The organism is Sphingomonas agri (genome assembly GCF_038148795.1).
Lineage (GTDB): Bacteria > Pseudomonadota > Alphaproteobacteria > Sphingomonadales > Sphingomonadaceae > Sphingomicrobium > Sphingomicrobium agri.
Genome location: NZ_JBAPEU010000002.1, coordinates 435,271 through 460,148, shown reverse-complemented (window position 1 = coordinate 460,148; position 24,878 = coordinate 435,271). Strand labels below are relative to the sequence as shown.

The 24,878-nt window shown below is 61.6% G+C and carries 29 protein-coding genes; 18 read left to right on the top strand and 11 right to left on the bottom strand.

The window, feature by feature from the left end:
• Nucleotides 1-240 precede the first annotated feature (240 nt).
• From V8192_RS09045 to V8192_RS09035, 3 genes are all read left to right on the top strand, one after another.
• Nucleotides 241-1,296, top strand: coding sequence for a hypothetical protein (locus tag V8192_RS09045; RefSeq protein WP_341632748.1), 1,056 nt, complete (start codon nt 241-243; stop codon nt 1,294-1,296).
• A 67-nt stretch (nt 1,297-1,363) separates the two neighbouring features.
• Nucleotides 1,364-1,771, top strand: a complete 408-nt coding sequence (locus tag V8192_RS09040) for a hypothetical protein (protein WP_341632747.1) — start codon at nt 1,364-1,366, stop codon at nt 1,769-1,771.
• Nucleotides 1,772-1,849: 78 nt separating this feature from the next.
• Nucleotides 1,850-3,214: an amidohydrolase family protein gene (locus tag V8192_RS09035; RefSeq protein ID WP_341632746.1), complete on the top strand. Its 1,365-nt coding sequence runs from the start codon at nt 1,850-1,852 to the stop codon at nt 3,212-3,214.
• A gap of 73 nt (nt 3,215-3,287) precedes the next feature.
• Here the strand turns inward: V8192_RS09035 and V8192_RS09030 are convergent, their stop codons facing one another.
• Complete coding sequence (locus V8192_RS09030) at nt 3,288-4,166, bottom strand: alpha/beta fold hydrolase (protein WP_341632745.1); 879 nt, start codon at nt 4,164-4,166, stop codon at nt 3,288-3,290.
• A 184-nt stretch (nt 4,167-4,350) separates the two neighbouring features.
• On the opposite strand from V8192_RS09030, the gene V8192_RS09025 reads away from it, so the two are divergent.
• Both V8192_RS09025 and V8192_RS09020 read left to right on the top strand, forming a co-directional pair.
• Nucleotides 4,351-5,976 (top strand): SulP family inorganic anion transporter, encoded by a 1,626-nt coding sequence (locus tag V8192_RS09025; RefSeq protein WP_341632744.1) that lies wholly within the window; start codon nt 4,351-4,353, stop codon nt 5,974-5,976.
• Nucleotides 5,977-5,981: 5 nt separating this feature from the next.
• Nucleotides 5,982-6,596, top strand: a complete 615-nt coding sequence (locus V8192_RS09020; protein WP_341632743.1) for a ParB-like protein — start codon at nt 5,982-5,984, stop codon at nt 6,594-6,596.
• A gap of 18 nt (nt 6,597-6,614) precedes the next feature.
• Here V8192_RS09020 and V8192_RS09015 read toward each other — a convergent pair whose 3' ends face one another.
• Complete coding sequence (locus V8192_RS09015) at nt 6,615-7,241, bottom strand: MarR family winged helix-turn-helix transcriptional regulator (RefSeq protein ID WP_341632742.1); 627 nt, start codon at nt 7,239-7,241, stop codon at nt 6,615-6,617.
• Nucleotides 7,242-7,251: 10 nt separating this feature from the next.
• Here V8192_RS09015 and V8192_RS09010 point away from each other — a divergent pair, with 10 nt between their 5' ends.
• Complete coding sequence (locus V8192_RS09010) at nt 7,252-7,752, top strand: hypothetical protein (RefSeq protein WP_341632741.1); 501 nt, start codon at nt 7,252-7,254, stop codon at nt 7,750-7,752.
• 35 nt (nt 7,753-7,787) lie between these two features.
• Here V8192_RS09010 and V8192_RS09005 read toward each other — a convergent pair whose 3' ends face one another.
• On the bottom strand, nt 7,788-8,240 hold the full coding sequence (locus V8192_RS09005) for a PAS domain-containing protein (RefSeq protein ID WP_341632740.1): 453 nt from the start codon (nt 8,238-8,240) through the stop codon (nt 7,788-7,790).
• Between the two features lie 31 nt (nt 8,241-8,271).
• The gene (locus tag V8192_RS09000; RefSeq protein ID WP_341632739.1) at nt 8,272-8,754 is read right to left on the bottom strand and encodes a hypothetical protein; all 483 of its coding nucleotides are present in this window, start codon (nt 8,752-8,754) and stop codon (nt 8,272-8,274) included.
• Nucleotides 8,755-9,054: 300 nt separating this feature from the next.
• Between V8192_RS09000 and V8192_RS08995 the strand changes: the two genes are divergently transcribed.
• Nucleotides 9,055-9,411: a hypothetical protein gene (locus V8192_RS08995; RefSeq protein WP_341632738.1), complete on the top strand. Its 357-nt coding sequence runs from the start codon at nt 9,055-9,057 to the stop codon at nt 9,409-9,411.
• On the opposite strand, the gene V8192_RS08990 is transcribed toward V8192_RS08995, so the two are convergent.
• Nucleotides 9,359-9,583 (bottom strand): hypothetical protein, encoded by a 225-nt coding sequence (locus tag V8192_RS08990; protein WP_341632737.1) that lies wholly within the window; start codon nt 9,581-9,583, stop codon nt 9,359-9,361. The genes V8192_RS08995 and V8192_RS08990 overlap by 53 nt on opposite strands.
• Nucleotides 9,584-9,802: 219 nt before the next feature.
• Between V8192_RS08990 and V8192_RS08985 the strand changes: the two genes are divergently transcribed.
• The 5 genes from V8192_RS08985 (at nt 9,803) to V8192_RS08965 (ending at nt 14,587) form a co-directional block, all read left to right on the top strand.
• A complete protein-coding gene (locus tag V8192_RS08985; RefSeq protein WP_341632736.1) occupies nt 9,803-10,132 on the top strand; it encodes a hypothetical protein in 330 nt (109 codons plus the stop codon).
• A 163-nt stretch (nt 10,133-10,295) separates the two neighbouring features.
• The gene (locus V8192_RS08980) at nt 10,296-10,844 is read left to right on the top strand and encodes a hypothetical protein (protein WP_341632735.1); all 549 of its coding nucleotides are present in this window, start codon (nt 10,296-10,298) and stop codon (nt 10,842-10,844) included.
• 136 nt (nt 10,845-10,980) lie between these two features.
• Nucleotides 10,981-11,442: a hypothetical protein gene (locus V8192_RS08975; RefSeq protein WP_341632734.1), complete on the top strand. Its 462-nt coding sequence runs from the start codon at nt 10,981-10,983 to the stop codon at nt 11,440-11,442.
• Nucleotides 11,443-11,498: 56 nt separating this feature from the next.
• Complete coding sequence (locus V8192_RS08970; RefSeq protein ID WP_341632733.1) at nt 11,499-13,898, top strand: TcfC E-set like domain-containing protein; 2,400 nt, start codon at nt 11,499-11,501, stop codon at nt 13,896-13,898.
• Nucleotides 13,895-14,587, top strand: a complete 693-nt coding sequence (locus V8192_RS08965) for a fimbrial biogenesis chaperone (RefSeq protein WP_341632732.1) — start codon at nt 13,895-13,897, stop codon at nt 14,585-14,587. Before V8192_RS08970 ends, V8192_RS08965 begins: the two co-directional genes overlap by 4 nt.
• Nucleotides 14,588-14,622: 35 nt before the next feature.
• Here V8192_RS08965 and V8192_RS08960 read toward each other — a convergent pair whose 3' ends face one another.
• From V8192_RS08960 to V8192_RS08950, 3 genes are all read right to left on the bottom strand, one after another.
• Nucleotides 14,623-14,835 (bottom strand): hypothetical protein, encoded by a 213-nt coding sequence (locus V8192_RS08960; protein ID WP_341632731.1) that lies wholly within the window; start codon nt 14,833-14,835, stop codon nt 14,623-14,625.
• A 330-nt stretch (nt 14,836-15,165) separates the two neighbouring features.
• Nucleotides 15,166-15,522, bottom strand: a complete 357-nt coding sequence (locus tag V8192_RS08955) for a PilZ domain-containing protein (RefSeq protein WP_341632730.1) — start codon at nt 15,520-15,522, stop codon at nt 15,166-15,168.
• Nucleotides 15,523-15,621: 99 nt separating this feature from the next.
• Nucleotides 15,622-15,786, bottom strand: coding sequence for a hypothetical protein (locus V8192_RS08950; RefSeq protein WP_341632729.1), 165 nt, complete (start codon nt 15,784-15,786; stop codon nt 15,622-15,624).
• A 207-nt stretch (nt 15,787-15,993) separates the two neighbouring features.
• Here V8192_RS08950 and V8192_RS08945 point away from each other — a divergent pair, with 207 nt between their 5' ends.
• Entirely contained in the window at nt 15,994-16,452 is a 459-nt protein-coding gene (locus tag V8192_RS08945; RefSeq protein WP_341632728.1) for a MarR family winged helix-turn-helix transcriptional regulator, read from the top strand.
• Here V8192_RS08945 and V8192_RS08940 read toward each other — a convergent pair.
• A complete protein-coding gene (locus V8192_RS08940) occupies nt 16,449-16,640 on the bottom strand; it encodes a hypothetical protein (protein WP_341632727.1) in 192 nt (63 codons plus the stop codon). The genes V8192_RS08945 and V8192_RS08940 overlap by 4 nt on opposite strands.
• A gap of 287 nt (nt 16,641-16,927) precedes the next feature.
• Here V8192_RS08940 and V8192_RS08935 point away from each other — a divergent pair, with 287 nt between their 5' ends.
• A complete protein-coding gene (locus tag V8192_RS08935; protein WP_341632726.1) occupies nt 16,928-17,851 on the top strand; it encodes a nucleotidyltransferase domain-containing protein in 924 nt (307 codons plus the stop codon).
• A 50-nt stretch (nt 17,852-17,901) separates the two neighbouring features.
• Here the strand turns inward: V8192_RS08935 and V8192_RS08930 are convergent, their stop codons facing one another.
• Both V8192_RS08930 and V8192_RS08925 read right to left on the bottom strand, forming a co-directional pair.
• The gene (locus tag V8192_RS08930; RefSeq protein ID WP_341632725.1) at nt 17,902-18,471 is read right to left on the bottom strand and encodes a DUF8737 domain-containing protein; all 570 of its coding nucleotides are present in this window, start codon (nt 18,469-18,471) and stop codon (nt 17,902-17,904) included.
• Between the two features lie 34 nt (nt 18,472-18,505).
• Nucleotides 18,506-18,790: a hypothetical protein gene (locus tag V8192_RS08925; RefSeq protein ID WP_341632724.1), complete on the bottom strand. Its 285-nt coding sequence runs from the start codon at nt 18,788-18,790 to the stop codon at nt 18,506-18,508.
• A gap of 138 nt (nt 18,791-18,928) precedes the next feature.
• On the opposite strand from V8192_RS08925, the gene V8192_RS08920 reads away from it, so the two are divergent.
• The 4 genes from V8192_RS08920 to V8192_RS08905 all read left to right on the top strand — a co-directional run bounded on the left by V8192_RS08920 (nt 18,929) and on the right by V8192_RS08905 (nt 24,871).
• The gene (locus V8192_RS08920) at nt 18,929-19,837 is read left to right on the top strand and encodes a LysR family transcriptional regulator (protein WP_341632723.1); all 909 of its coding nucleotides are present in this window, start codon (nt 18,929-18,931) and stop codon (nt 19,835-19,837) included.
• A gap of 474 nt (nt 19,838-20,311) precedes the next feature.
• The gene (locus V8192_RS08915; RefSeq protein WP_341632722.1) at nt 20,312-21,022 is read left to right on the top strand and encodes an AfsR/SARP family transcriptional regulator; all 711 of its coding nucleotides are present in this window, start codon (nt 20,312-20,314) and stop codon (nt 21,020-21,022) included.
• 211 nt (nt 21,023-21,233) lie between these two features.
• A complete protein-coding gene (locus tag V8192_RS08910; protein ID WP_341632721.1) occupies nt 21,234-23,603 on the top strand; it encodes a hypothetical protein in 2,370 nt (789 codons plus the stop codon).
• Nucleotides 23,603-24,871, top strand: coding sequence for a hypothetical protein (locus V8192_RS08905; protein ID WP_341632720.1), 1,269 nt, complete (start codon nt 23,603-23,605; stop codon nt 24,869-24,871). Before V8192_RS08910 ends, V8192_RS08905 begins: the two co-directional genes overlap by 1 nt.
• Nucleotides 24,872-24,878: the final 7 nt, after the last annotated feature.

The window sequence follows — 24,878 nt, the reverse complement described above, 5'->3', positions numbered from 1 at the left end:
CAGTGCTAGCCTTCGTGCACTTCGTCTTCCACCCATTGAAAAATGGCCGTCCGGCGGTCCGCTGCCACGCTGATTGTCTTCGCGCCGGCTTCCACACAATCTTGTCGCGATGCTTGTCATGACCTTCCAGGAGCCAAGGGGAACATCACCGAAAACTAGTTTCCGCGTCTCGGGCTTAACGGAAAGCTTATCGCTTCCGGTTCTAATGCGCTTTCGGAAAGTTCGAAGCGGAGTTCGCGTATGGCAACGCTCGCCAATCGGGAGACGTATTCGGCCCTCGGCAAGGGTCTCGGCGCGTGCGCTGCAATGGGAACCTGCTTTTGCATTCTGGACACGATCCGGAACCCGAGTGCCGGCACCTTCATGAGCGTGTGCATCTTCGGTTCTGCTGCCTGGGCACTGCTCGCGGGAGCGGTCAAGGTGAAGCGGCCGAGTTTCGCGACCTCGGCCCCCGAGCACGCATCGGAAACGATCGTCGGATGGGAACTTGGAGCGCCTTCCTGGATCCGCGCCTTGGTCTGGATCGGGCTTTTTCTCGTCATGCTCGTGCTTGTCGCCGAAGCGACACTCAACAGATCACGGCTGCATATCTCTGCGAACGGCGCAAAGCTGTTCTCTACGGCGGCGTTCGGGATCTATCTCCTGGGATGCCAGCGCTTGGAGAGGTTTGTCAGACTGCACCTTCGCGGGCGCTATCCCGACAAACCGCAAGTCTCGATCAGCGCAACAGGCCTCTGGATCACGGGGACCGAGATCCCATGGGGCTCCATTCAAGGGCTCACTCGCCGGAAGCGCAGCCTCAAGGTCATCGGCGTGGAGACAATTCTCGTTCGCGCCCGCAATTCTAAGCGATCCGAGGACATTGAAATCGATCTTTCGGACAGCGTTGAGGATCCGGACCTGCTCTATGCAAAGCTCCGGTCCGCCGCCGCGGCTCACGGAGTGCAGCTTCAGCTACCACGACGCGAGTCAGCTGCGGCGACGCGAAAGCGCGTGGCCGCGACCCGCGAGCAGGCAAGGGCGTCGCTGGCAAAGGCCGAACAATGGCGCGCGGGCCTGGGGGAGGGGATGGCCAAAACAGAAGCGCAACTGGAAGACGTGAAGTCCAGGATCGTTCAGACCGAGAACAGGATCGCGGAGCTGAAGGCCGCCCTTTCAAAGGAAGATTGCCCGCTCGAACAGACCCAAAAGCAATTGGAGCTGACACAAGCCAGTCTCCGGACGATGCTTGGCTTGCGCGAGGCAACGGAAAGGTTGCTCGCAACCCAGCGAAAGGCATACGAAAAACGCCTCTAGGCGAGGTCGCGTAAAGCGGGAGTTGCACCCCATTGCGAAGATCGCCTTCGCTGGCGATAGATGTTTTGTGCGATCAGCTGGAATCTTCGACGAGCTCTCAAAACGGGTGCCTTCGATCGTGGCACTTACCTTTTGCGCCGCGCTTCTCGCAGCCTGGACTGGCGCACCTGTCTGGCTCTCGGACGCCCTTGCGATCATCGTCGTTGGCCTCGCTCTCCTGCTGCTGGCTGGACGGGGGCGGCGCCGGGAGTTCAAGAGCCCGGCGGGCATCAAGCAGGTGATTGGATACGAGCTCGCCGGCGAAGGGACGCCGCGGGGCTCTTACCTGTTGGGCTTTTTCGGCTTCCTCACCCTCATGCTGATCGGCTTCCAATCCCCTTATCGGATGCCCGTCTTTTCGGGCATCGCGCTGACCCTCGTGTGGGGCTTTGTGAACGCCCGCTATCCCGAGGATGAGAACACCCCGCAGCACTGACGCAGCTTCTGCTGCCATTGCAGACAGCCTGCCGTTCGACCAACAAGGGAGGCCAAAAAGAGGAGTAGCGACGCGCTCATGCCTACCTTCAAGGCACTGCTAAAATTCGCTCTTGCCGCGACCGCCTTCGCCGCAGGTGCGCAGGCGACCGGCGCTCCTATCCAGATAGCAGCATTCATCCACGTCAACGTCGTGCCGATGACCCAAGACCAGGTCTTGAGGGACCAGACTGTGCTGGTCGAAAAAGGCAGGATCGCTTTCATCGGCCGCGGGATCGCGATCCCCGAAGGAGCCGAGGTGATCGAGGGAAATGGCAGGTTCCTGTTGCCCGGCCTTGCCGACATGCACAGTCATTCTGATACCCGCGAGGACTTGAAGGTCTATCTCGCGAACGGGGTGACGACGATCCTCAACATGGGAGGCGCCTCAGCGGGGTTCATGGACAGCATTCGTCCGGGCGCGAACAGGGGAGCGCTCCCGGGCCCCCATGTCTACGCCGCTTTCAGGGTCGACGGTTCGCCCCAGTACAACAACTTTTTCGTGACGACGCCCGACGAAGCCCGGGCAATCGTTCGTATCGCCAAGACCAACGGATACGACTTCATCAAGGTCTACAACGATCTTTCCCCGGAATGCTTCGAGGCACTGATCGAGGAGGGAAAGGCATTGCATGTACCGATCGTGGGACATGGCGTTACCGCGGTCGGATTAAGAAAGCAGCTCGACGCCGGCCAGGTGATGGTCGCCCACACCGAGGAGTTTCTCTATACCGTGTTCTACGGTCCTGGTGACATCCCCGAGGCGGGCGCACCGGATCCATCGAAAATCCCCGGCGCGATCAATTTCGTTTTGCGCGACAAGGCGTTCGTCACGGCGGACCTCAACACCTATGCGACGATTGCCCGGCAGTGGGGAAAACCTGCGGTTGCCGCCGCCTATCTCCATTCGCCCGACGTACGATATCTTGGTCCCAGCGATCGCATCCTTTGGGCACGAGAGGATTATAAGAAGCGCCGCGGATCCCTCGATGCGCGGGCCGCGTTCCTGCAGCGGTTCATCAAGGCGATGAGCGATGCCGGAGTCCCGCTGATCGCGGGTACCGATGCTCCTTCAATTCCCGGGCTCGTTGCAGGCTTTTCGCTTCATGATGATTTGAAGGCGCTGACAGAGGCTGGCCTGACACTTTATCAGGCCCTGGCGACTGCCACCCGAACTCCGGGCGAGTTCATTCGGCAATCGCTGGGCGAGCAGGTTCCATTCGGGACTGTCACGGTCGGCGCTCGTGCCGATCTCGTCCTTAGTCAAGAAAACCCCCTCGCCAATCTTGCAACCTTGCGCAGACCCATTGGGGTCATGGCCGCGGGACGCTGGTATTCCGCAAAGGAGCTCAGCGGATTGCTTCAAAGCGTCGCAACAGAATACGGGCGAGCATCCAGTCCATAAATTCGCTCGGGACTTTGCGCCTTGCACGAAAAGCGGGCCGCTTCGAGGCAGCGGCCCGCTCTTGCGTGCCGGATCAGCCGGTCGTCTCGGCCAATGGTATGGCGGATCGATCCGATGCTCCGCCACTAGAGCCAAGGAACGCGACGAGGTCGTCGCAAAGCCGCTCCTTGTCCGTCTCGAACAGGCCGTGCGCGCTCCCGTCATATTCGATCAGCTTCGAGCCGGGCACTCTCTTTGCCATCACTCGCCCAGTGGCATCGATCGGCACCGTCTTGTCGGACGTCCCGTGGATGATGAGGGTCGGCACGCCATCGAAGCTCTGGATGTCGGGCCGGAAGTCGGTGCTGGCGAAGGCACTCGCCGCCGCGAGCGTGGGTCTCAATCCTGCCATCATCGATTGGCGCCAGGCGTTCGTCTCCACTTCGCCGCTGACAGGCTGGCTGATGAACCCCGTTCCGAAGAAGTCTTTGAAGAATGCTTTGAAGAAATGCGCGCGGTCCTTCTTTATGCCCGCGGCGATCTCGTCGAAGCTCGATTGCGGTACGCCGTTAGGATTGTCGCCTGCCTGGAGCATGGCAGGAACGACAGAACTTATCAGCACGGCTTTTTTCACTCGCTTTCTTCCCTGCTTGGTGAGGAACCGCGCGACTTCGCCGCCGCCCATTGAGAATCCGACAAGCGAGACGGGCTCGGTAATGCCGGCGTCCTCGAGAACCGCCGCCACATCGTCGCTATAGGTGTCGTAGTCATGGCCGTTCCACGGCTGGTCCGAACGGCCAAAGCCGCGCCGGTCGGGAAAGATACAGCGATGCCCCGCTTCGACCAGTCTCAATGCCGCGTCGTCCCACGTGTCGGCACTCAACGGCCAACCGTGAAGCAACACGACGGGATCACCTCGTCCCCAATCCTTGTAATAGAGCATGCAGCCGTCGCGAGCCCGGGCATAAGGCATTGGAAGCTCTCCTTCTGATCCCACCTGCCCCTTCTAACTCGCAGCAGCGCTCAAGGGTGCCTCGGACAGGCCAGTTCCACGGTCGGCTCAGCCCATCGGGACCGCGCTCTTGCCCGGCGCTGGGGCCAAGCACTGCGTTCAACAGCTATTGACAACTGGTCCTCGATCCGTGGGTTTTATCGCCATGGCACCCCCAAGCCCGCGAAGCCCGATCGTCGGCGACCTTGTCGGAAGTGTTTCGCTCGCGGGCCTCATGGTCCCGGAGGCGATCGCCTATTCGGCGATCGCGGGATTGCCGGCCTCGTTCGGTCTCATGGCTGCGATCACCGGACCCATTGCCTACGCAATCAATGGTCGAAGCCGGCTTGCGGTTGTTACCGCGACCAGTGGGGCGGCAGCTCTGCTGGCCGCAGCGATATCCAACGCCGGTATTGCGGATGTCCCCCGGAGCGAGTGTGCTCTCGCGTTGACGTTTCTTATCGGCATCTTCTTTCTTCTGGGCGCAGCTTTTCGACTGGCTTCTCTCACGAGCTTTGTCTCGCGCGCCGTCCTCCACGGATTTGGACTGGGTCTCGCGATCACCATCACCATCCGGCAATTGCCGAATTTGTTCGGACTGGGGATCAGCCAGGGACCCCCATTGCAGATCCTTGGCTCGATGATTGCAAATGCGCGCAGTATCCATGGGCCGAGCGCCATGCTTGGCTGCCTTGCGCTCCTCTTTGCCTGGCTGTGCAGACGTTTCAAATTTTCCGCAGGCGGCCTTGTCCTCACCGTTTCCGCGGTTCTCGCGATGCACTTTGGCCCAGCGGGACACTTCGGAATTAGAACCGCCGGTCCCCTCGATCTCAACTTCGCCGCTCCGCATCTCCCAGCGTTGCCCGCCAGGGACTGGGCCAGACTGTCACAGCTCGCCTTGCCTGTCGCGCTCGTTATCCTCGCGGAGAGCTGGGCAACGATCCGCTCACTTGCCGCCCCGCGCGGAGAAGCTGTTTCGGCCGAGCGCGAAATTACGGCTCTGGGTTTGTCAAATCTCGCCTCCGCGCTCTTTCGCGGACTGCCGGTGGGCGCAGGTTTTTCGATCGGCAACGCGAGCGAGCAGGCTGGCACCGCGAGCAGGGCAGGGGCGGTGCTTGCCGCGATCATTGCGGGCGTCGCCGCTTTCGGCGCAGCTGGCTGGATGGCTCTTATTCCGGAGCCTGTTCTTGCAGCCATTGTCATTTCGGCCCTCGCACATGCATTGTCGCCGAAGCCGATCTATTCGCTTTTCCGCCTGGACCGGGACCAATGGGTGGCGATTGCGGCCGCAGTTGGCGTCCTGCTGCTGGGTATCGTCAATGGACTGCTCATTGCCGTCGCCCTTTCCGTCCTCGGGCTCCTCCGGCGGCTTGCCTACCCCAGTCTCAGCGAGCTTGGACGGACGGGCGCCCATGATTTCGTCGATTGCTCGACGCACCCGGAAGCAGCGCCCGTCGCCGGGATGCTCGTCATTCGTCCAAATGCGCCTCTATTCTTCGGGAATGCCGAGACGATCCTGTTCGACATCGGGCGACGAGCCCGGAAAGAGCGGGCGAAGACCATCATCCTCAGCCTCGAAGAAACAGACGATCTCGATAGCAGCACGCTGGAGGCGCTCCTCGAGTTCAGGCAGGCAATGGCAGCCCAAGGGAGATCGCTGATCCTTGCGCGCGTACACGACCGGGCGAGGACCGTCCTTGATCGGGGCGGCCTTGCAGATCTTGCACAGGCGGGGACCTTCAGCGTGGACGATGCCGTCAGCATGGCTGCTCGTGCGCCTTTGATGGAGTAGGAAAATTGGCCGACAATCGAGACCCGCTGCTTTCTCCCGTTCCCATCCATCAGCTCCGGCCAACCCAGATCACCGTGGGGTTGATCGAAGTGACCGAGCGGCGGAGGCGATGGGACGAGCTCGGCGGGAAGAAAGCCGAATATCTAGGGCAGCACATGATGCCCGTCGTCATCGGACCCAAGGGCCATCCCTACGTCATCGATCATCACCATCTTGCGCGAGCGTTGCACGATGAGGGGCAGAAAAAGGTGCTCATCCAGCCTGTCGCCAATCTTCACAGCCTCTCCCAGGAGCATTTCTGGCGCTTTCTCGACAACAAGGGCTGGCTTCATCCGTTCGACGAACACGGGAGACGGCAGCCCTACTCGGCCATTCCCAAAAGGATTGCCCATCTGAAGGATGATCCCTTCAGATCGCTGGCGGGCGCCGTCAGGAATGCCGGCGGCTATGCCAAGGAGGTCACGCCCTTCATGGAGTTCATCTGGGCCGACTATTTCCGCAGCACTTTTCGCGCCCGCGATATCCGAAATCACTGGAAGCGAACGCTGGAAGAGGCCGTCGCGCTAGCCCGCGGTCACGACGCCCATTTCATGCCTGGCTGGTGTGGACCCGCCATTTAAGACGCGTCCGGCAGCGCTTCAGAGCGGAAGCACCGATGGCCATACCGAGGCCAGATAGCGCTCCATGACGTTCCGGCCGGACTCCGACATTTCCAGCCACCAGCGGCGCTCGCCCTCCGGATCATGGCGGCGGACGAGCAGGCCCTCCTGCTCTAGAACGCTTATCCACCGAAGCGCGGTGGTGGCGGGGACGACGCTTTCACGGCAGATCGTGCTCACGAGCAGCGGTTCCTTCTCGAGGAGTGCCACGTAGGCCTGGAGCAGGATGTCCCATGCGGGATCAGCGAACAAATGCGCGCCAAAGAAACTCGCTCGTGCGCGCCTCGCGACCAGCAATTGTTTCAGCTGGGCGCATGAGGGGCGCGATTCCGTCTTGCCCGTCTCTTGAGGATTGATCTCAACTTTTTTCCCCAGCCCATTGAATTGAGGAAGGAAACATTTGGGCGTCGCTGGAGAATTCGGATACCGGTTAGAAATCAATTTGCGCGTCACCGGCTTTCCCTCGAAAGAAACGGGTGCGGTCTTGGCAGACCTAGCATTCTTCTTGATCGGTTTTCGGCGACAATGCAGTTTGCTCGGGGCACAGACTGTGCACTTTGCTTTTAAAAAGAGACCAGCTTCAGGAGTAAAAACTGTTTCCAGCACCTCGAATTGCGTGGTCCTTTCAGTCGATGACGAAGAAGTTGGAGCCAAGAGCCGTCTTGTTCACATTGCGCTACTGAACCTCAATCTGCGTTTCATGGAGAACTGGCGTTCGGTCCAAATGGCTGCGGCCGGTTCCGTACTCGATTACGAATCCCTCATGATCCTGATGGCGATCATCGTGATTGTCGGGGAAAGGATACTTCGAGCCGAACTGGAACCCGAGCTTCAATCGCTCGAGCGGCTTCTCCCGCCGGAGAGGGTCGGAAAAGCAAACTTCAGTTCCATTGCCGCTGCGACCGGGATCAACCGTGAGACCGTTCGGCGCAAAGTGAACAAGCTTCAGAAGGCCGGGTGGCTCGTGCGTGACAAAGAAGGTATCCGGACTGTGCCGGGCGTCATCCCTTACGAAGACCTTCGAGGCATCATCGGCGCACAGCTCGATGCACTCACCCGGACGGTGAATCAGCTGACGAGGCTTGGAGTCTTGCCGGCCAAGTGCCGCGAAGTCTGAGGCTTGGGCAGGATCCGTTCCGGACGCCAGCCTTCTCAGATCACGAATTTCAGGCCGTGCAGGCAGATGACCTTGCCGGCCTGGCATACGGGAGCGCCAATCAGGCGAACCCGGCGAGCTTCGCCGACTGCGGCCGCGCGGATATCGATGTCGAGCGTGAAACCACGCTTGTGGCGAATGGCGTGGCTGCGCAGACGCTCCATTTTCGCCCTCGAATCTTCGGAGTAGAGCGAGAGGGCGTCAGACCGGCTGACGACTGTGCCCCGCGGTAATCCGAAAATATCGTACACTCCGCCAGACCAGGTAAGCGTCTCCTTTGTAAGGTCGCACTCCCAGAGTCCGGCGTGCTGCAGGCCAAGAGCGCCGACACCTTCGGGCTCGATTGCATCGGCAACAGCGCAATTGAGGATGAGCCCCAGGTCGAAATGACGCGGCTGCTCCCACAGCGGCCAGCTGCTGTGAAGGGGAGAGGGGTCAGCGAGGCTCATTCAACTTTCCACGTCCCCGTCCAGGGGACGATCAGATGGTAGTGACGCTCGGAAGCTGGGCAAAATAGTGGCGCAGTGCCCGGCTCGTGTCGGGCGCAAGCTCGACATAGGCGCGGCGACCGTCATGCGGATCATCGCGGCGCACAAAAAGTCCTTTGTCGACGATCGCGTTCAGCCATCTCAAGGCCGTCGTCGCCGGGACGGCTGCGGCGGCGCATAGGTTCGAGACGGTCACGCGGTGCTGTGACAACTCGGCCTTCAGAAGCTCGAGCATCATGTCCCAGGCGGGATCAGCAAAAAGGTCGGCCGCGAAGTAGCTGGCGCGAAGCCGCCGGGCATGGATCACCGCCCGAACGCTATCGACCGACAAGTCGGGACCCGATGCCGAACCGGACGTGAAGGTCGACCGCCCCTGGTCTGCCGAAAGGCGCGCAAGCGTGCTCGCGATGCGACCCACCTCATCGCTCAGCTGGAGCAGGCGTTCCGGATTCAATTCTTTGTTGTGAGCAGTCATTGAGAACCTCGACCCATCCAATGGTTCAGCTGTATCGATCCGAGCTCCTGCTAATTAACCTTAGTAATGGACCGATGTCAGCCCATTTCCGCGTCCAAAATGGAGTAAATTGCTGGTTTGCCTCGGAAAGCCGCGGGCATGCCGCGCCCTTGCTTGCACCCGTACCCTAAATCTGCTTACCATCGATGGGTCAGCGTGCCGAGCTGATCCGTCGAGAATCGCACGTCAGTCCTCAAAGACCAGTCGCTTCGCGAAGCTGTTTTTTCGCAGCTGATCTCAGGGGAATTCAAGGGATATGGCGTGGAATTTGAGCCTGTCGTCACCGACGAGCAGCGAATTGCATCGATCTTAAGGCTTCGACGGGCCCGGACCGACGAGTTCGGAGCCGGGCTATTCGACGATCTGGCCTGGGATATCCTCCTCCAGCTCTATGCAGCGAGGCTCGGCAACCGGAAGTTGCGCCTTGCAGACCTTGGCGACATTGCGCCCACATCGACGCTTGCCCGCTGGACTGCGGTCCTTGAGGAGCGGGATCTCGTCTCGTGCGGGCTCGATCCTCTGAAGCCCTGCGATATGTGGATCGAATTGTCGAATGCCGGCGAAGTCAAAATGGCAAGACTGTTCCGGAGCCTTCTCCATTCTCACTCATTCGCGTGAACGCCGCGCTCATTGTTGCCGGCAGGAGATCTTCGAGTTGGTTTGCGGCGAGATCGACATGTGCTGCGATCTGCCCCGGTGCAGCTGCAAGATCGAGGAGCTCGATCGCAGAATGGAGATGAAAAAGAGCGCTCGTCAGCAGCTTCTGCTTTGAATTTTCAATGTCGCTCATGATCGTCCGAACTCGTGCTATCGTCGTTAATTTTTCGTGAACTCCCTAGCCTAGCGAAGGCTCGATGCAAAGACGCAGCTGCTTTGACCCGAGTCCAGGGCCTCTCTGCCCTCGTCTCCCGGGACGGAGCGAAACTGTGTCCGAAACGGTGCCTTCCGCAACCTTCCGTTTGATCGCCGGAACGAAAAGGTCCGCTGCTTCATTTTGCTGGCGGCAGACATGAGACTCTGGCGAACCATTTCGATTGCATGCGCGATGCTGCCGCTATTTGCTCCCGCGCCCGCTTACGCGCAATCGATCCGCGGCAATCTTGGCGCCCAGTCCCGGGCGTCCATCCACATCAGCGTGACGGTGGTCCCCCGGTTCCAGATCCCGGCCAGCGCGCGGGAGCCCAGTCTCTCGAACGCTCCGGCGTTGAGATACTCCCTCGTCCGTACGCCCCTTGATGGATCTTCGACCACTCCGGCGAAGGCCGAGAGTGGAGAAAAGGGAGCGGCTCTCGATGCGACCCCCGGAGAAGGTGCGCTGGTGCTCGTCGTTCCCGACTAGAGACTCAAGGCTCGGGCCTTAGCTTCATGAGGAAGGCTTAGGCCTTCGTAACCGTTCCTGCTCACGCGCTTGGGCGAGCGGCGATTTAACGTCTTTTTTACGGGGTCCAAGTTACCTCCAAAACGGACCGGTCTTTAATGGACCGTCGTGGTGGGGACAGAAAATGGACAATGCTCGGTATCGTCGGCTCGTCGCCGGCATCATTATGGCAGCGCTTGCGCAAGGTACGGCTCTCGGAGCGACGCAGGGATCGCTCGGCTCTACGTCGACGGGATCGATCTCGATCGGCGCAAGCGTTCCCAATCGCATACAGATCAGCGGCCTTGCGGATGTATCCTTCACGAACCAGGATCCGGCAACGCCCGCTGCCAATGCACAGAATGTCTGCGTCTGGAGCAACACCAGCACCAAGGGCTACAATGTCACTGCAACGGGCAGCGGCACGGGAAGCGCCTTCACGCTCGCGAACGGCGCGGCAACCGTGCCTTATGCCGTCGAGTGGGCCGGAAGCTCCGGGCAGAGCACCGGAACGGCGCTGACGACCGGCTCGGCGCTGGCGGGGCTGACGTCGACGGCGACTAATGCCACCTGTTCTTCAGGACCGGGAAGCTCGGCAAGCCTGATCGTCAAGATCCCGACGACAAGCCTTCAGAGCATGCAGGCTGCGGCCTCATACACCGGCACGCTCACCCTGGTCGTCGCACCAGAGTGATCGCGCGCTGGTGGTGGCGACCCAAACTTCTGCCACCGCCCTTGTGAAGACAAAGAGCGGACCAGGCTTTTTGCCGGGCGCGGCTGCCCGGTCGGCGGCGCTCGCTTGCGCTCGCCGCCGGCGGGCGCCTTTCGCCTTGCTGCTTCTGTTGCCGCTCATCACCGCGGGAGAGCCGGCAAGTGCGGCCAGCAATAAGGTGAGGATCAGCAAACTTGTCGACATCGCCTTTGGGACGATCGCCAATCTTGGCGCGGATGCAGTTCGCAGCGAGAGCGTCTGCCTTTTCGCCGACACCAGCACCAACGGCTATAATGTCACCGCGACAGGGACAGGAACCGGAGGAGCCTTCGAGCTCTCCGGCCCTGGCCGCATGGCCTATGACGTTCAGTGGAGCAGCTCGTCGGGGCAAAGCTCGGGTACCCGGCTTGTCCCCAACGTTCCGCTTACGGGCCAGGTGAGCTCCGCGACGCAGCAGACCTGCGGCACCGGGCCTGCGACGAGCGCGAGCCTGGTCGTCATTCTCCGCGCGGCGGCGCTCTCGAGCGCGGGCGCCGGAGCCTATAGCGGAACACTCACTGTTCTCATCGGACCTGAGTGATCGGGCCAGCGATGCGACGCATAGTAAGCCATGCCCTACGCCTTCTCGCGTTAACCATGATTTTGCCTGGATCGGCTGGCGCGGCTAGCTTTGTCTCGAGCGGGATCCCCGAGGGCTTCGACGAGCTGGCAACTCCACGCGAGGTTTTCGTCGACGTCTATTTCGGCGGGCGCAAGGTCGGGGAAGCGCTTGCGGTGACGAGGCCGGGATACTTGAGGTTCAAATCTCCCGGCGTCCTCTTAGCGCTTCCGGACGTGATCGAGGCGCCGCAGCTCACGTCCACCCTCTCTGGCGAACTTCCCGTCAACGGCCAGGCGATCTGCTCGCAGTCCAATGCCGGCCAATGCGGAACCCTCGAGCCCGAGATCGCTGCAATCATCTATGATGAAGACCATTTCCGGGTCGACGTCTTCATCAACCCCAGGTTCCTCCGCACCGTTCCGACGAAGACCCAGGGCTATTTGCCGGTGCCGAGCGCGCCGCTCTCCGTAACCAACACCGTGGGGCTGAACGCGTCAGGGACTTTCGGGGGGTCGTCGACCTACAATATCCAGAACCGCACCATCATCGGGCTTCACAACGCCCGGGTCCGGGCCAACACGTCGGTTGCCTCCGATCTCGGGCTAGTGGTCGACGATCTGGTTGCTGAAGTGGATCGGAAGGACCTGCGCTATTCGGCGGGGCTGTTTTGGGCGCCCGGCGACGAGTTTACTGGTCAGCGCCGGATTCTGGGGGCAGGGGTTGGAACCCAATTCGACACTTGGGCGGACCAGCAAGAACTTCACGGCACCCCGCTCATCCTGTTTCTTTCGCAGCCTGCGCGTGTCGAGCTCGTGGTCGATGGCCGGCTCGTCAGCTCGCGCTCCTACGATGCCGGGAACATCGAACTCGATACGTCCGCCTTGTCGGAAGGCTCCTATTCAGTCTTGCTCAGAATCCGGGAAGCCAACGGGTCGGTCCGCGAGGAGCACAGGTTCTTCGTCAAGAACGCCAAGATGCCTCCTTCGAGGCACCCGATATTCTACGCCTACGGCGGCCTTCTTGCGAACACGCGCCGTCATCGGCCTGTCAGCCTCACCCACAGCTTTTACTATCAGGCCGGAACCGCCTGGCGGCTGACCAACAGTCTTGCGTTCGACGCCGCGGTCCTTGGCACGCAGCACAACGCCATTGCGCAAGCAGGCGCCTGGTACATCAAGGGGCCGGCGCGGTTGCGCGCCGCGGGCCTCGCTTCAAGCACGGGGGATTGGGGGGCACTGCTACAGCTCAGCACGGCAGGGCACGGCCTCTTCAGCGCGAGCTTTGATCTGAGGCGCATCTGGTCCCATGACAACAAGCCTCTGGTTCCGCTGCCTTTTTATACGAACAATTTCGACCTTGGCCCTCCAAGCGGGCTGCAGCTTGCGTCCGGCTCCTATACCCAGGCGACCGCGAGCCTCGGGCTGCGGCTCGGAACGGGCTTTCTCTCGGTCGTCGGATCCTATCGAAAGGACCGGCACCTTCCTGCGGATTACACGATCGGCCCGAGCGTCAATCTCCCGGTGGTCACGCGAAACCGGTTGCAGCTCGTGTTCGAAGCCTCGGCGGAGCGTACGAGGACCGAGAAGGCAGCTTTTGCAGGCCTTCGGGTCCTTTTCAATTCCGGGCATCTGTCGATGCTTGGAACGGCTGGCCACGCCTATCAGGATGAGAAAGGGGAGCGCTCGATCTCGCGCGCCGTCGGAAGTCTCGCGGCGCAATATTCCTACGAAACTGCAGATCGGACGCTCATCAACGGCGAAGCAGGGGTCGACAGGAACATCGCGTCCTCGACGATCCACGCCGGCGGTACCATCGAGAGCCATCTGGGGAATTTGCGCGCCGATGTCCTTCACGATCTCGAGGGCCGCGGGGGTACGCAATATGACGTGGCTTTCCAGTCGGGATTCGGGCTTGGCGCACAAGCGGCCGCCTGGAGCGGCCGCGATCTTGAGCAGAGTGCAATCGTCGTCTCAGTGAAAGGAGATGCGTCTGGTGCTTCGTTCAACGTTCTTGTCGATGACGTTGCCAAGGGTATCGTCAGCACGGGGCACCGCCTTTCGATCTTCGTTCCGGGTTATCGCACCTACAAGGTCCGGCTCGTTCCAACCGCTGCCGTACCGGTCGATTATGACAGCGCCGCCCGCGAGGTGACCCTTTATCCGGGTAATGTTCAGTCGCTCGCGTGGCGCGCCGAAACCTATTTCACCGTCTTCGGGCAGGCGACTTCGAGCAATGGAGAGCCGATTTCCGACGCGCTCGTTCAGACGCCCAAGGGCATCGCACAGACCGACGGGAACGGCTATTTCCAGGTCGACGTACGCCGCGGAGATGCGATCAGCATCGCGAGAGCTGACGGTCCCGCGTGCAAGGCCAGTATCGGCGAGGTCACGGTCAGGAACGACTTTGCTTCGATCGGAAAGGTTGTCTGCCAGTGAGCAAGTTTCATCGCCTTGTGATGCTTCCCTTTGCCCTTGCGTCCTTCGCGTGGGCGGCGCCTGCGAGCGCCGATCTCGTATTGAGCGAGCTCATCGTCGAGCTTCAGCCCGCAAAGCAGGTTCGCGATGACGTGGAGATCTGGAACAATTCTCCTGAACGAAGCTACGTTGCTGTCGAGCCTCGCGAGATCCTCAACCCGGGCCGGCCTTCCCAGAGCGAGAGAAAGGATCCCGATCCGCAGAAGCTCGGCCTTCTCGTTTCGCCTTCGCGAATGATCCTTGAGCCTGGCCAGCGCAAGCTCGTGAGGATGGCGATGCTCTCCTCGGACGCCGACAAGGAGCACGTCTACCGCGTGACCGTCAAACCGGTCGTCGGCGGGATCCAATCGAGTGACACAGGTCTCAAGGTGGTGATCGGCTATGATGTCCTGGTGCTGGTGAGGCCCGCGCAACCTGCGCCGCGCGTCACTGCTTTGAGAAAAGGCAGGGAGCTGACCTTCAGCAACTCCGGCAATGTCAGCGTGGAAGTCATCGAGGGACGCCAGTGTCCAAATGCCCGTGCGCAGTGCGCGCAGCTACCGGGGAAGAGGCTCTATCCTGGGGCTTCCTGGACCGTTGAGCTGCCCTCCGATCTTCCCGCCCAATATGTGCTGAAGTCGCCGGGGCGATCCGACCGGGCGACATACTGACCGCGGCTGAGCCACGTCTTTCTGGTCTCGTCAGATCACAGGTGCGGTTCGCGTGGAGATGCCGGCGCCGATTTCCGTGCGTGCTTGGCAATGAGGTCCCGAAGGCGGCAGATCGCAAGATCAAGATGCGCACCGATTTCGGCCGTCCCTTCGCACCGGTCGATCAGCTCCAGCGCTTCTTCCATTCGCGAAAGGGCTTCAGGACCGTCCCGATGCAGCGCTTCCGACCCGTCTTTGCCCATACGCATCCCCATCGCACCCGAGCGGGCAATAAACCCCAATGGGCGCGAACCAGCGACAATTGAACCCATTTCGGAGCGATGATCAACGCCCGACTAACGCCTGACAGGCTAGAGGGTTCGCACACGTTCTCAACCCCACTTGGGAACGTTGAAAACTATGGGAAGGCTCGCCGCTCGAGACGGCGGGCCTTCTTTGCACGGGGGAAAAGAAGACGTTCCTGCCCCACACCAAATGCCCGCAAAGCCAAGACGAAATTAAGAATAGGGCGGCCCTCGTGGCGGGCCGAAGATAACCTGCATCTAGGTCCCTGGGGCCGCGCGAAGTCTCAAGTAGTTTCAGGAAGCGAGCCGCACCCGCCCTTCGATCCAATGGGCAATGACCTGCATCGGGATTGGCGTCTCGAACACCAGTCCTGCCTCATCGCGGCTGTTCCAGCGAACATAGGCGTCGAGCGATGGCAGGTCGGCGAGCGTGACGATTGCGCGGTCGCCCTGTGCCAACGGCGAGGTGGTCCGGACCCGGACCCCCATGCTTGAAATATCGCATACGACGGCTCGGTAGATGCGGCCGCCGGACCGGAGGCACGCGGATGCCTGGACATTGACGCGCGGTGTCGAGCGGCGACGCTGCGGCCTCAGCTTCTGGCGGACGCGTAGCAGCGCCTCGGCATTGAGCTCCGTATTGAAGTTCATGCCAGCGACATCGTCCTCAAGCCACAAGATCCGTCCGGGAACCGGCGTTTCGTCGGCGACGCGGATCGAGGCATGGTCTTCGACGACCGGCTGCGAATATCATTTTAGCTGTACGCCCGCAGACGAGATGTTCTTGACGAGGCAAAGTGATGATTTGCCATATTGCTCAAGGACGCCGACCCTCAGGATCAGCGTGTAGCGCGCTTGCCTGCGGCGCTCGGTCTGGCCCGAGGCGTCGCCTTCCGTTTTCGAATTCCGTATCAAGGTGAGCTCCCCGCCAGGAGCGATTTTGCCGCCGCTACGCTTGCAGAATTCTCTACACTCAATCCAAAGTGGTTTCGATTGTGCCAGGATGCAAGTCACGAAAAATCCATGAGAATTCTGACAGGGAAAACGAAGCATTAACTATTATTGGTAATAGAAGACACTGCTCGGGAACATTGTGCTTTGGACGATGAAACGATGGGAAGCATGGCTTACGGCAACCTTACTCACCCAGAACGTTCGACCGCTCTCAATCCCGATGGCGGCTCTGTTCCGGCCTCGACCGGCGCGTCGGCGAATGCCGGAGCCGGCGGGAAAGGAAAGGCGATCCCGCAGCTCGTGAGGGCAATCCAGGCTGCAAGGCGCCGCCGTGACGCCTTGTTCGCGCCGGAGCTGTTTGCAGATCCTGCATGGGACATGCTGCTCGAACTTTATGCACTTCATCTCGAGCAGAAACGCGTATCCGTTTCGAGCCTGTGCATTGCTGCCTATGTACCTCCAACAACGGCCCTTCGCTGGGTCGCGAAGCTGGAAGAGGAGCGGCTGGCCACACGCACCGAGGATCCGATGGACGGTCGCCGTACCTGGATTGAACTCAGCGCAGTGGGGATCGAGCGAATGGAGCGCTATTTCGAGATGCTGCCGCTCGCGTCCGCTTCAATCTAGTCGGGCAACGACCTGCGCATGTTGCGGCCGAACTCCTCGGCCGCCGCGCTCGCATCAGAAAGATGCTCTTCCAATCGAACGATCGCGAGATCGAGGTGAGCCCCGATCTGCGCGGGTGCCTGGCTCTCGTCGAGCATTGTCAAAGCGCGTCGCATGAGAGCAAGCGCCTCGCTCCACATAATGTCCATCTTTTGCCCCCCGCCTCCGAGCAGCCGGTGCGCACATCATATTGAATTCACCGCGTTTGAACCAGATCCCAAGATGTGGTGCTGGGGACACGACTTTCGAGCAACGGAACAGGCGCGAACCGAGCTCTGATTTATCCGATTTCCTCACGCGAACGGATTGCAGAGGCGTGGTTCAGAATTGTCGCTTGTCTGGCCCGGTGGTCCGACGCGACGCTTGCACTGCAATTTTCGGTGCGCCGATGATGCACTGTGCAGACTTTGTTCGACGCAATAGGAATAGGCTCGCGATGCGCACCGGTCTCGATCATCTTCCATCCGCGAAGCGGCGTGAGCTCGAACGCGTGGTGCAGATCCTGTTCGAGGAGTTCGATGAGGCGCGCTCGCTCGCGACCCAGGAGTGGAAGAAGAAGGGCCGCATTCTCAAGATCATTCTTTACGGCTCATATGCGCGGGGAAACTGGGTCGACGAGCCGCACACGGCCAAAGGCTACCAGTCCGATTTCGACCTATTGGTCATCGTCAATGACAAGAGGCTCGTCGATCGCGTCCAATATTGGGTGAAAGCGGAGGAACGGCTCAACCGCGAGCTATCGATTACCCGGACGCTGAAGACACCGGTCAACTTCATCGTCCACACGCTTGACGAGGTGAACGAGGGTCTCGTCGATGGCCGGTTCTTCTTCATGGATGTCGTTCGCGACGGTGTCGCCATCTATCAAAGCGATGACAGCGAACTCGCCGAGCCCAGGCCGAAGACACCAGCGCAGGCGCTCGCGATGGCCAAGGAATATTATGACGACTGGTTTCCGAGTGCAGCTGCGCTTCAAGAAGGAACTAATTTCTACATCGGGAAAGGCCGTTTCAAGGAGGCGGCTTTTTCCCTTCACCAAGCGACGGAACGGCTTTACCACTGTGTCTTGCTCGTCTGCACTTTCTACACGCCGCACATCCACAATCTTGCGTTTCTCCGGACCCAGGCCGAGCGGCTCGATCGTCGCCTAGCTGAGGTCTGGCCGGCTGGCGGACGCAAGGAGCGCGCCATGTTTGAGAAGCTCAAGGACGCCTATGTGAAGGCGCGTTATTCCAAACAATACCGCATCACTGCTGATGAACTTGCTTGGCTGAGCGAGCGGGTCAGTGAGCTGGCAAAGGCAGTTGAGGTCGTTTGTCTTGAACGGATAAGGGTTTTGAAGCGCATCGGCGCTGGGTGATTGGGGCGGCTCCGCCGTCGACTAAACCGCGAACTACGAACGACGCTTCCCTACAAGGATCCTCGCGCTGACCGGAATTTGCCTCGGTCATGAGGTGAGGCCGATTTCAACTCTCGAGCAGCCCCATCTTCGCTCAAGTTCGTCCTCCACCGCGCGAGCAGAATGAACGCCGCCACATGAGTGATCATGAGGATTGGTACGTAGATGATGGGAATAGCGTAGGTGGTGCCGAGCTGCCCGGCGACATCAGCGAGCCCAAGCCGGGTCGCATTGTAATAATCAACCAGGAGGTCGGCGACGCCGACAACATTGAATCCGGCAACGAAGAGCCAAAACAACGGACGTCGCCTGATTGTCAGGAGCGCAGCAATAGCAAGAACGCCGGTTGCAAAATCACCCCAGGCGGCAAACTTCGCGAACGTTGAAGGAAGCGCACCGACCACCCCGGGAAGAATGAATACGAGGCCGAAGAAACGGAAGCTGTGAAGCGTGGCGATGGCCCGCTGCGCAGCTACTGGCTCCATGGCTCTGAGCCTCGGCCAGATGTAAGTGCCAAAGGCAAGCAGCCACGCGACGTAGCCGAGCACCAGATGAATATCGAAGATGTTGCTCTGCGTCATGGGGATCGTCCATCAAAGCCGCCCAACGTCGGGCTCAGGATTCGGCAATCAGTAGCCGGAGTGGGAAAAGCGGACCGACGGGGATGTATTCGTGATCGATCAGATCTTCCTTGGCCAATGGCAGGTCATCCATGATGGCGCTCGCCTCAGCGAGATCCTTTGTATCGAGGAGGAAGATCGCGCCGCGTCCGTCACCTCGCGCGTACCATTCGCGGATCTTGCCGCTGAGATAGAGTTGCACCGTGTGCCTGATTTCATTGGGCATGATGCCCATCACCCGTTCGCGGGTGATTCCAGGTTTCGCAGTAAGGATGACCATCACGCCAGTTGTTGAAGGCGATGTCGCTTCCGAATGTTGAGTTGGAGGGGCCATGATAAATGTCCTTTGGGCACGGGTCGGAGGCTGGATTTAGGACGGCTTCCGGCGCGTGACTATTCGCGATAATGTGGATAGCTTGTGAAGCAGCGCTACACAGTCAGGCGGGGCGCGCTCGAAGGAGTTGAAGCCTTTCTAGCGACGGCCAGGCACCGAAGTTTCCGTCGGGCGGCGAGCGAGCTTGGAGTCACGCCTTCGGCCATCAGTCAGGCGGTTCGAGCGCTGGAAGCGCGACTGGGAGCAGTGCTGCTCTTTCGGACGACCAGGAGCGTTGGGCTCACCGAAGCGGGTCAGCGTTTCTTCGATCGCGCGGCGCCGGCGTTCGATGAGCTAATCGCGGCGGCCGAGGCCGCCCGCGACCTTGGCCAGCGGCCAACGGGTCTGCTGCGCCTCTCAGTCCCCAGAGGAGTCGTGCCCCTGATCCTCGAACCGATCATTGCATCCTTTTGCAATGCCCATCCGCAAATGGAGGTGGAGATCGCCGCCAGCGAACAAATGGTCGACCTTGCGAGCGGCGGCTTCGACGCTGGAATCCGAATGGGACAGCTCATTGCGCCTGACATGGTCGCTGTGCGGCTCACGCAGCCTTTTCCCTTCGTAGTGGTCGGAAGTCCTGAATATCTGGAACGTCACGGTCGCCCGGAGAGGCTGGAGGACCTGGGCCATCACGCGTGCTTGCGCCTGCGCCGATCGAGCGGAGCCATCGGGTCCTGGACCTTTATCGACGGCAATAAGAGGATCGAGGCAGTCGTCGCAGGGCCTCTCATCGCCCACGATTACCCGACGCTTATCGGCGCTGCCCGGCGTGGTCTCGGCCTCGCTCAAGTGCCCGAGCCTCTGGCGAGGGTCGCTCTGGGCGAAGGCGCACTTCAAGCGCTGTTGCCGGAGTTTGCGCTGACGACGCCCGGCGTGTTTCTCTATCACGTAGGCAAGCGCCAGGTCCTGCCCAAGCTACGGGCGTTCATCGACCACGTGAAGGGCTTGGATTGAAGGTAGCGCACCGGACATCGGTTCGGGATTACAATTCGAACTATGGGATTCGTCGAAACGCTCGTTCACGGTGCCGAGCATAGGCTGGCCCGGTCGGGGGAGGGGAGGGTTGGACCGGGCCACTCCTACGCGTCTTCCGTGCTTGGAGACGCGGGTGAATGAGCCCTAGCAGACGTTAATCGCGACTGAACCTGCGCAACTGGCCGGCGTCTTTTGCAGGGCGAATGACCTGGGCCATTGCTCGGCGATCGACCGCGCAGGTTCGCACCGCGGCTGAACTGCGCCATACAGTCGATTACTGATTCATGTTATTTAGCGCCTGCTCGGTGAGTCGCGGAGGCGGCTGTGCGGGCAACAGGTCGATTGACGAAATCCGATTGAAAACGGGATAGGACGGCGCTGGCGCGAAGGGTCCGCCGCGCTGTTGCGCCCGAGGTCTGACTAGACGCCGGAACGACGCGGTCAGCTACGAGCATGGACGGAGCGCTTGGCATGGGAACGACCGAGCGGATGGTGGCGATTGTCGGGCGCCTCGGCGTGCGCCCGATGGTGCGCCTTTCGCTGCCGGCCCGGCGCATCCTTGCGTTCCTCGCTTTGTCGGGAGGAGGACCTGTCCCGCGAGCGATTGCGTCGGCGAAGCTCTGGCCGGATTTCCCGGAAGAGGCGGCTCGGGCAAACCTCAGGCGTGCCCTGTGGAACGTCCCGGCGGGATGGATCGGATCGGAGGGCGATGATCTCCTCCTCAATGCAGCGACCGATCTTGCCGACGCAGAACTTGCAGCTACCCGTGCGCTCGAGGAGGCAGAGCTTCAGCTGGACGAGATCAAGCTTCTTTCGAGCGATCTCCTCGAGGGCTGGAACGAGGAATGGGCGATCCCTGCCCAGGATCGTTTCAGGCTCCTTCGGGTGCAGGCGCTCGAGATGGCCTGTCGAACGATGACACGGGCGGGGCACCTAACCCTTGCGATCCAGGCTGGATCCGCAGCTCTTGCGGCCGAACCCTTGCGCGAATCTGCTGCAGCGGCGCTTATCGACGCGCATCTTGCGCAGGAGAACCGCTATGAGGCGGTTCGGTGCTTCCGGTCGCTCGCGCGCCGGCTGAACGACGAACTCGGGGTCGACCCGCAGCCCGCGCTTGCCGAACGTGTCATGGCTTGCGCTATTCCCGTGGGCTGCCTTCACTAAATAGCTCGGCCCTGCCGCAGATCAGGGACGGGACGCTCGGCGGACGGTTTCGCGATGCAGCGCGGATGATAGATGGACGCTGCGCGCGATGCAGCGGGACCCTCCCGGTGCCGCTCCGGGGACGAGGGCGAGCCGCGCCGGGAACGGCTGGCGAGCGGTCCCTGGACTCTCTTTGTGGTCTAATTTCTCCGACTCACAAGAAGGAGGGCTTATGGACCAGCTTCGCGAGCAGCCGTGGAACGGCGAAGCGACGCTCGAGTCTCCATTCGCCGAGGCCGCGCTTGACCCTCGCCAGGAGGCCTTGGGCGAATCTGAAATGGCATCCCCCTTTGCCGAAGCGCTAGAGGCGAGCCTGCCTGAAAACGAGCGGGACCAGCTGCTCGCCGAGGCGTTCGCTGAACTCAGGGATGAAGCCTTCGATGCTGCCGTTTCCGCGCTTGCGGAGGAAACCGAACAGGCAGTCGCCGATCGGTTCACCGGTGAAACGCCGGCACAGTCGGGAGAGCGCGAGCGTTTTGCCGACAATTATCTTTCACCCGTTCGCTTCGAGGCCGAACGCTACCTCAATACCCTGGAGGCCGGGCTTGCCGGACTCGACTTCGGATCGCTGACCGAAGAGCAACTCGACGAGAAGCTCGACCAGTTCGATCCCCAGCTGGGCGAGGTGACGCCCGCGGGCGAGGAATTTATCGGCGGTCTCATCCGAAAGGCGAAAAGCGCCGTCAAGTTCGTGGCCAATGCGGCAAAAAGTGTCGGCGGTCTCGCGGGCAAGCTCCTGGGCCCCGTCCTCGGGCGGCTGAAGAAGCTTATCGAGCCTCTGCTGAAACGTGTGCTGCAATTTGCGATCGGCCGGCTTCCGGCCCCGCTGCGCCCGGCCGCGCGCGAGCTTGCCAAGCGCATCAGCCTCGAGGCCGAGGAAGGCGAAGGAGAGGCCGAACAATGGGAAGGGCCAGCTTTGGAAGCGGAGGAAGGCGAAGAGCTCGCGTCCCCCGCTTCACCCGGCGACCCCGAGAGCCTCGCCGAGGAATTCGACGCGGCGCTCGCCGAAGCATTTGCGGGTGACTTCCAGGAGGGTGAAGCCGAGCAGGAAGAATTCTACGGCAGCGAAAGCGAGACCGACGGGCGTCAGCTGGAGCAGCTCGCCGAAGCACGCTCCAGGCTCATCGAGACCCTCAAGAGCGGCGACGAGGAGGCGGTAGGTCCCGCAGTCGAGCAGTTCGTACCCGTGCTCCTTGGAGCGCTGCGCCTCGGCATCAATCTCGTCGGCAGACCCAAAGTCGTCAGCTTCCTTGCCGGATATCTTGCCAAGCTGATCCGCGGATGGGTGGGGCCGCAGCTCTCGCAGCCCCTCTCGAACGCCATCGTCGACACCGGCCTGCGGCTGGTTTCGCTCGAGGCCGAGGAGGAAGGCGGCGCACTGTCCTCCGAAGCAGGGCCGATCGCTCTTGCGAGCGCTATCGAGGATACCATCCGTCGCTTTTCGGAACAGGAATCCTATATTTTCGAGAATGAGGAGCTGACCGAGCTTGCTGCCGCCGAAGCGTTCAGTGAAGCGGTATCGAGCCACTTCCCTCCTCAATTCGTCCGGCCCGATCTTCGTCAGGCACCGTCGCTTGGCGGAACCTTCGTCGCAAGGCGGCCAAGAAGCGTCCGGGCATATCGCAAGTACAGCCGGCTGCCCGAAATCGAGGTCACGCCGCAGATTGCAGATTCGCTGCCAAGCTTTGGCGGACGCACGCTTGGCGGAACGCTTCGCGCGGCTGGCGTCAAGCTGCCGGTCCGCGCGCGAATGCACATCTACCAGGCGGCGCCGGGAACGACCCTGCCGTCGATCGCGAGGACCGATCAGTCATTGAACGGGCAGGGAAGGGGCTACGTGCCCTCGAGCAGCTTTCATCCCCTGACCCCGGCAGCCGCGGGGCTCCTGCTTCGCGAACCCCGCCTCGGCGTCTCCCCGCCGGCTTCCTTCATGCGCTCGCCAAACCGGGTCGCCGTCGGCCAGCGGGTCTATGTGCTTCAGCCCGTCACGGCCGGAGTTCCGACCTTGCCCGCCACGCGCGCAGGGCGAATAACCGCTGCCCGGCTTGCCCCAAGCAGCACGCGCGTCCGGATCGACCGCGCAGGCGAACGGCTGACGGCCCGCTTCTTCTTCAGCGAAGCCGAAGCACAGCGCATTGCAAGGCTGATCCGCGAGGGCAGGGGTCACAATGCCCTGGTCCAGGCCCTGGTCGGTGCTTGGCGCACGATCGATCCCGGCCATTCAGGTTCGCTTATCCTCGGCAAGCATGGCGAAGCCTTCGAGGAGCTCACGCCGGGTCTCCCCAAGCAGCGCCGGCGCTTGGGCGCACATCGCCACCATCACCGACGCCGGATGCGTCAGTGGATCATTCCGGCGCTTGCCAGGTGGGCACGCTACAATGCCGAGGCATTCGCGCGCGCTGCGGCCGATCCTGCCTCAGGGGTGACCGTCCTCGTCCAGATGGGACTTCCTTTCGGCATGGCGCGCCGCGGCCTGCGCCAGTCGCTCCCTGGCATGCCGCCGGCGGTCACGGTCTCGGTGGTTCCGGGGATGCGGGGCTGATGGCGAAGACTGCCGTCCTCGACCAGCGGCTCGTGGCCGCCGACCTCAAGCGCCAGCTGGCGCACTGGCTGGCGGCTGCGCGTACCTTCCGCGACGCCGAGGAATTTGCCTCGCTCGAGGCGTGGCGTTCGGTCGAGCGTGATACCGGGGCACCGCTCCGCAAGCAGATGAACGTGATCGTCGAAGAGCTGATCGCGATGGGCGAGGCAGCCGGTCGCCTGCTCGACGAGGCCGCGAACGATGCGCAGCGACTTCCTGCCGCCGCAGCGGCGGTCCTCCTCTTCCGGCGACGCTACGTGCAGGTCGACACGACGATCGATTTCCTTGGCGACGCGGTAAATTCGCGCACGAGCGCAGTCCTTCGCGCCGCTCTTTCCAACCTCGACGATCTTGCCGTCGCCAGCATGACCCCCGCGCTCGAGCGGGCCGGAAAACCTATTCCGAGGGTCCTGACTTACCAGGACAAGGGCACGGGCGCCTCGATTTTACGCGCCGGCGTTCGATTGTGGGCTCCGGGTGCAGTGATGCCGGTCGCGGCGATCAAGGTCGTCAGGCACAATCTCTATCGGCCCACCTCGCTCTTCCACGAGACCGGACATCAGGTCGCCTATCTCACCGACTGGACCCCCTCGGTCGAGGAATGCATCGCCAAGTCTCTTTCGGGCGACCGAGAGCTCGCTACGATGTGGACACCGTGGGCATCGGAAATCACGGCCGACGTCTTTGCTTTCCTTCACACGGGCTATGCGTCGGTCGCAGCGCTTTATGACGTCGTCAGCGACGCCGCGACAATATTGCGCTGGCCGGTCGGGGATCCCCATCCGATAGGCTGGCTGAGGACGGCGCTTGGCTGCGAGTTCTCGCGCCACTGTTTCGGCGAGGACGGCCCCTGGTCTCACCTTCTTGGCGCGATGGACGCGCATTATCCTCCGAGCCTTGCGGACGAATCTGTTCGGCCGCTCCTCGAGCGATCGCGCCGCGTGATGCCGTCCATTGCAGCAGCCTGCCTCTCGGCTCCGGTTCCTGCCCTTGGCGGAAAGCCTATGACGGATGTTCACGATCCCGCGCGAGTTTCGCCTGCAGCGCTTCAGCAGCTGGAGACGGGGGCCGGCCCGGCGCTCTGGACATCGCCGCACTGGCGGCAGGCCGAAGGCATCCGGATCGTCGCCCTTGCAGGACTTCGGGAAGCGGAAAAGCCCGAGACAGCTCCCCAATGGATCGAACGCGCCCGCCGGTGGCTGACCGGCGGCGAAGCGCTAGCCGCTTGATGAGGAA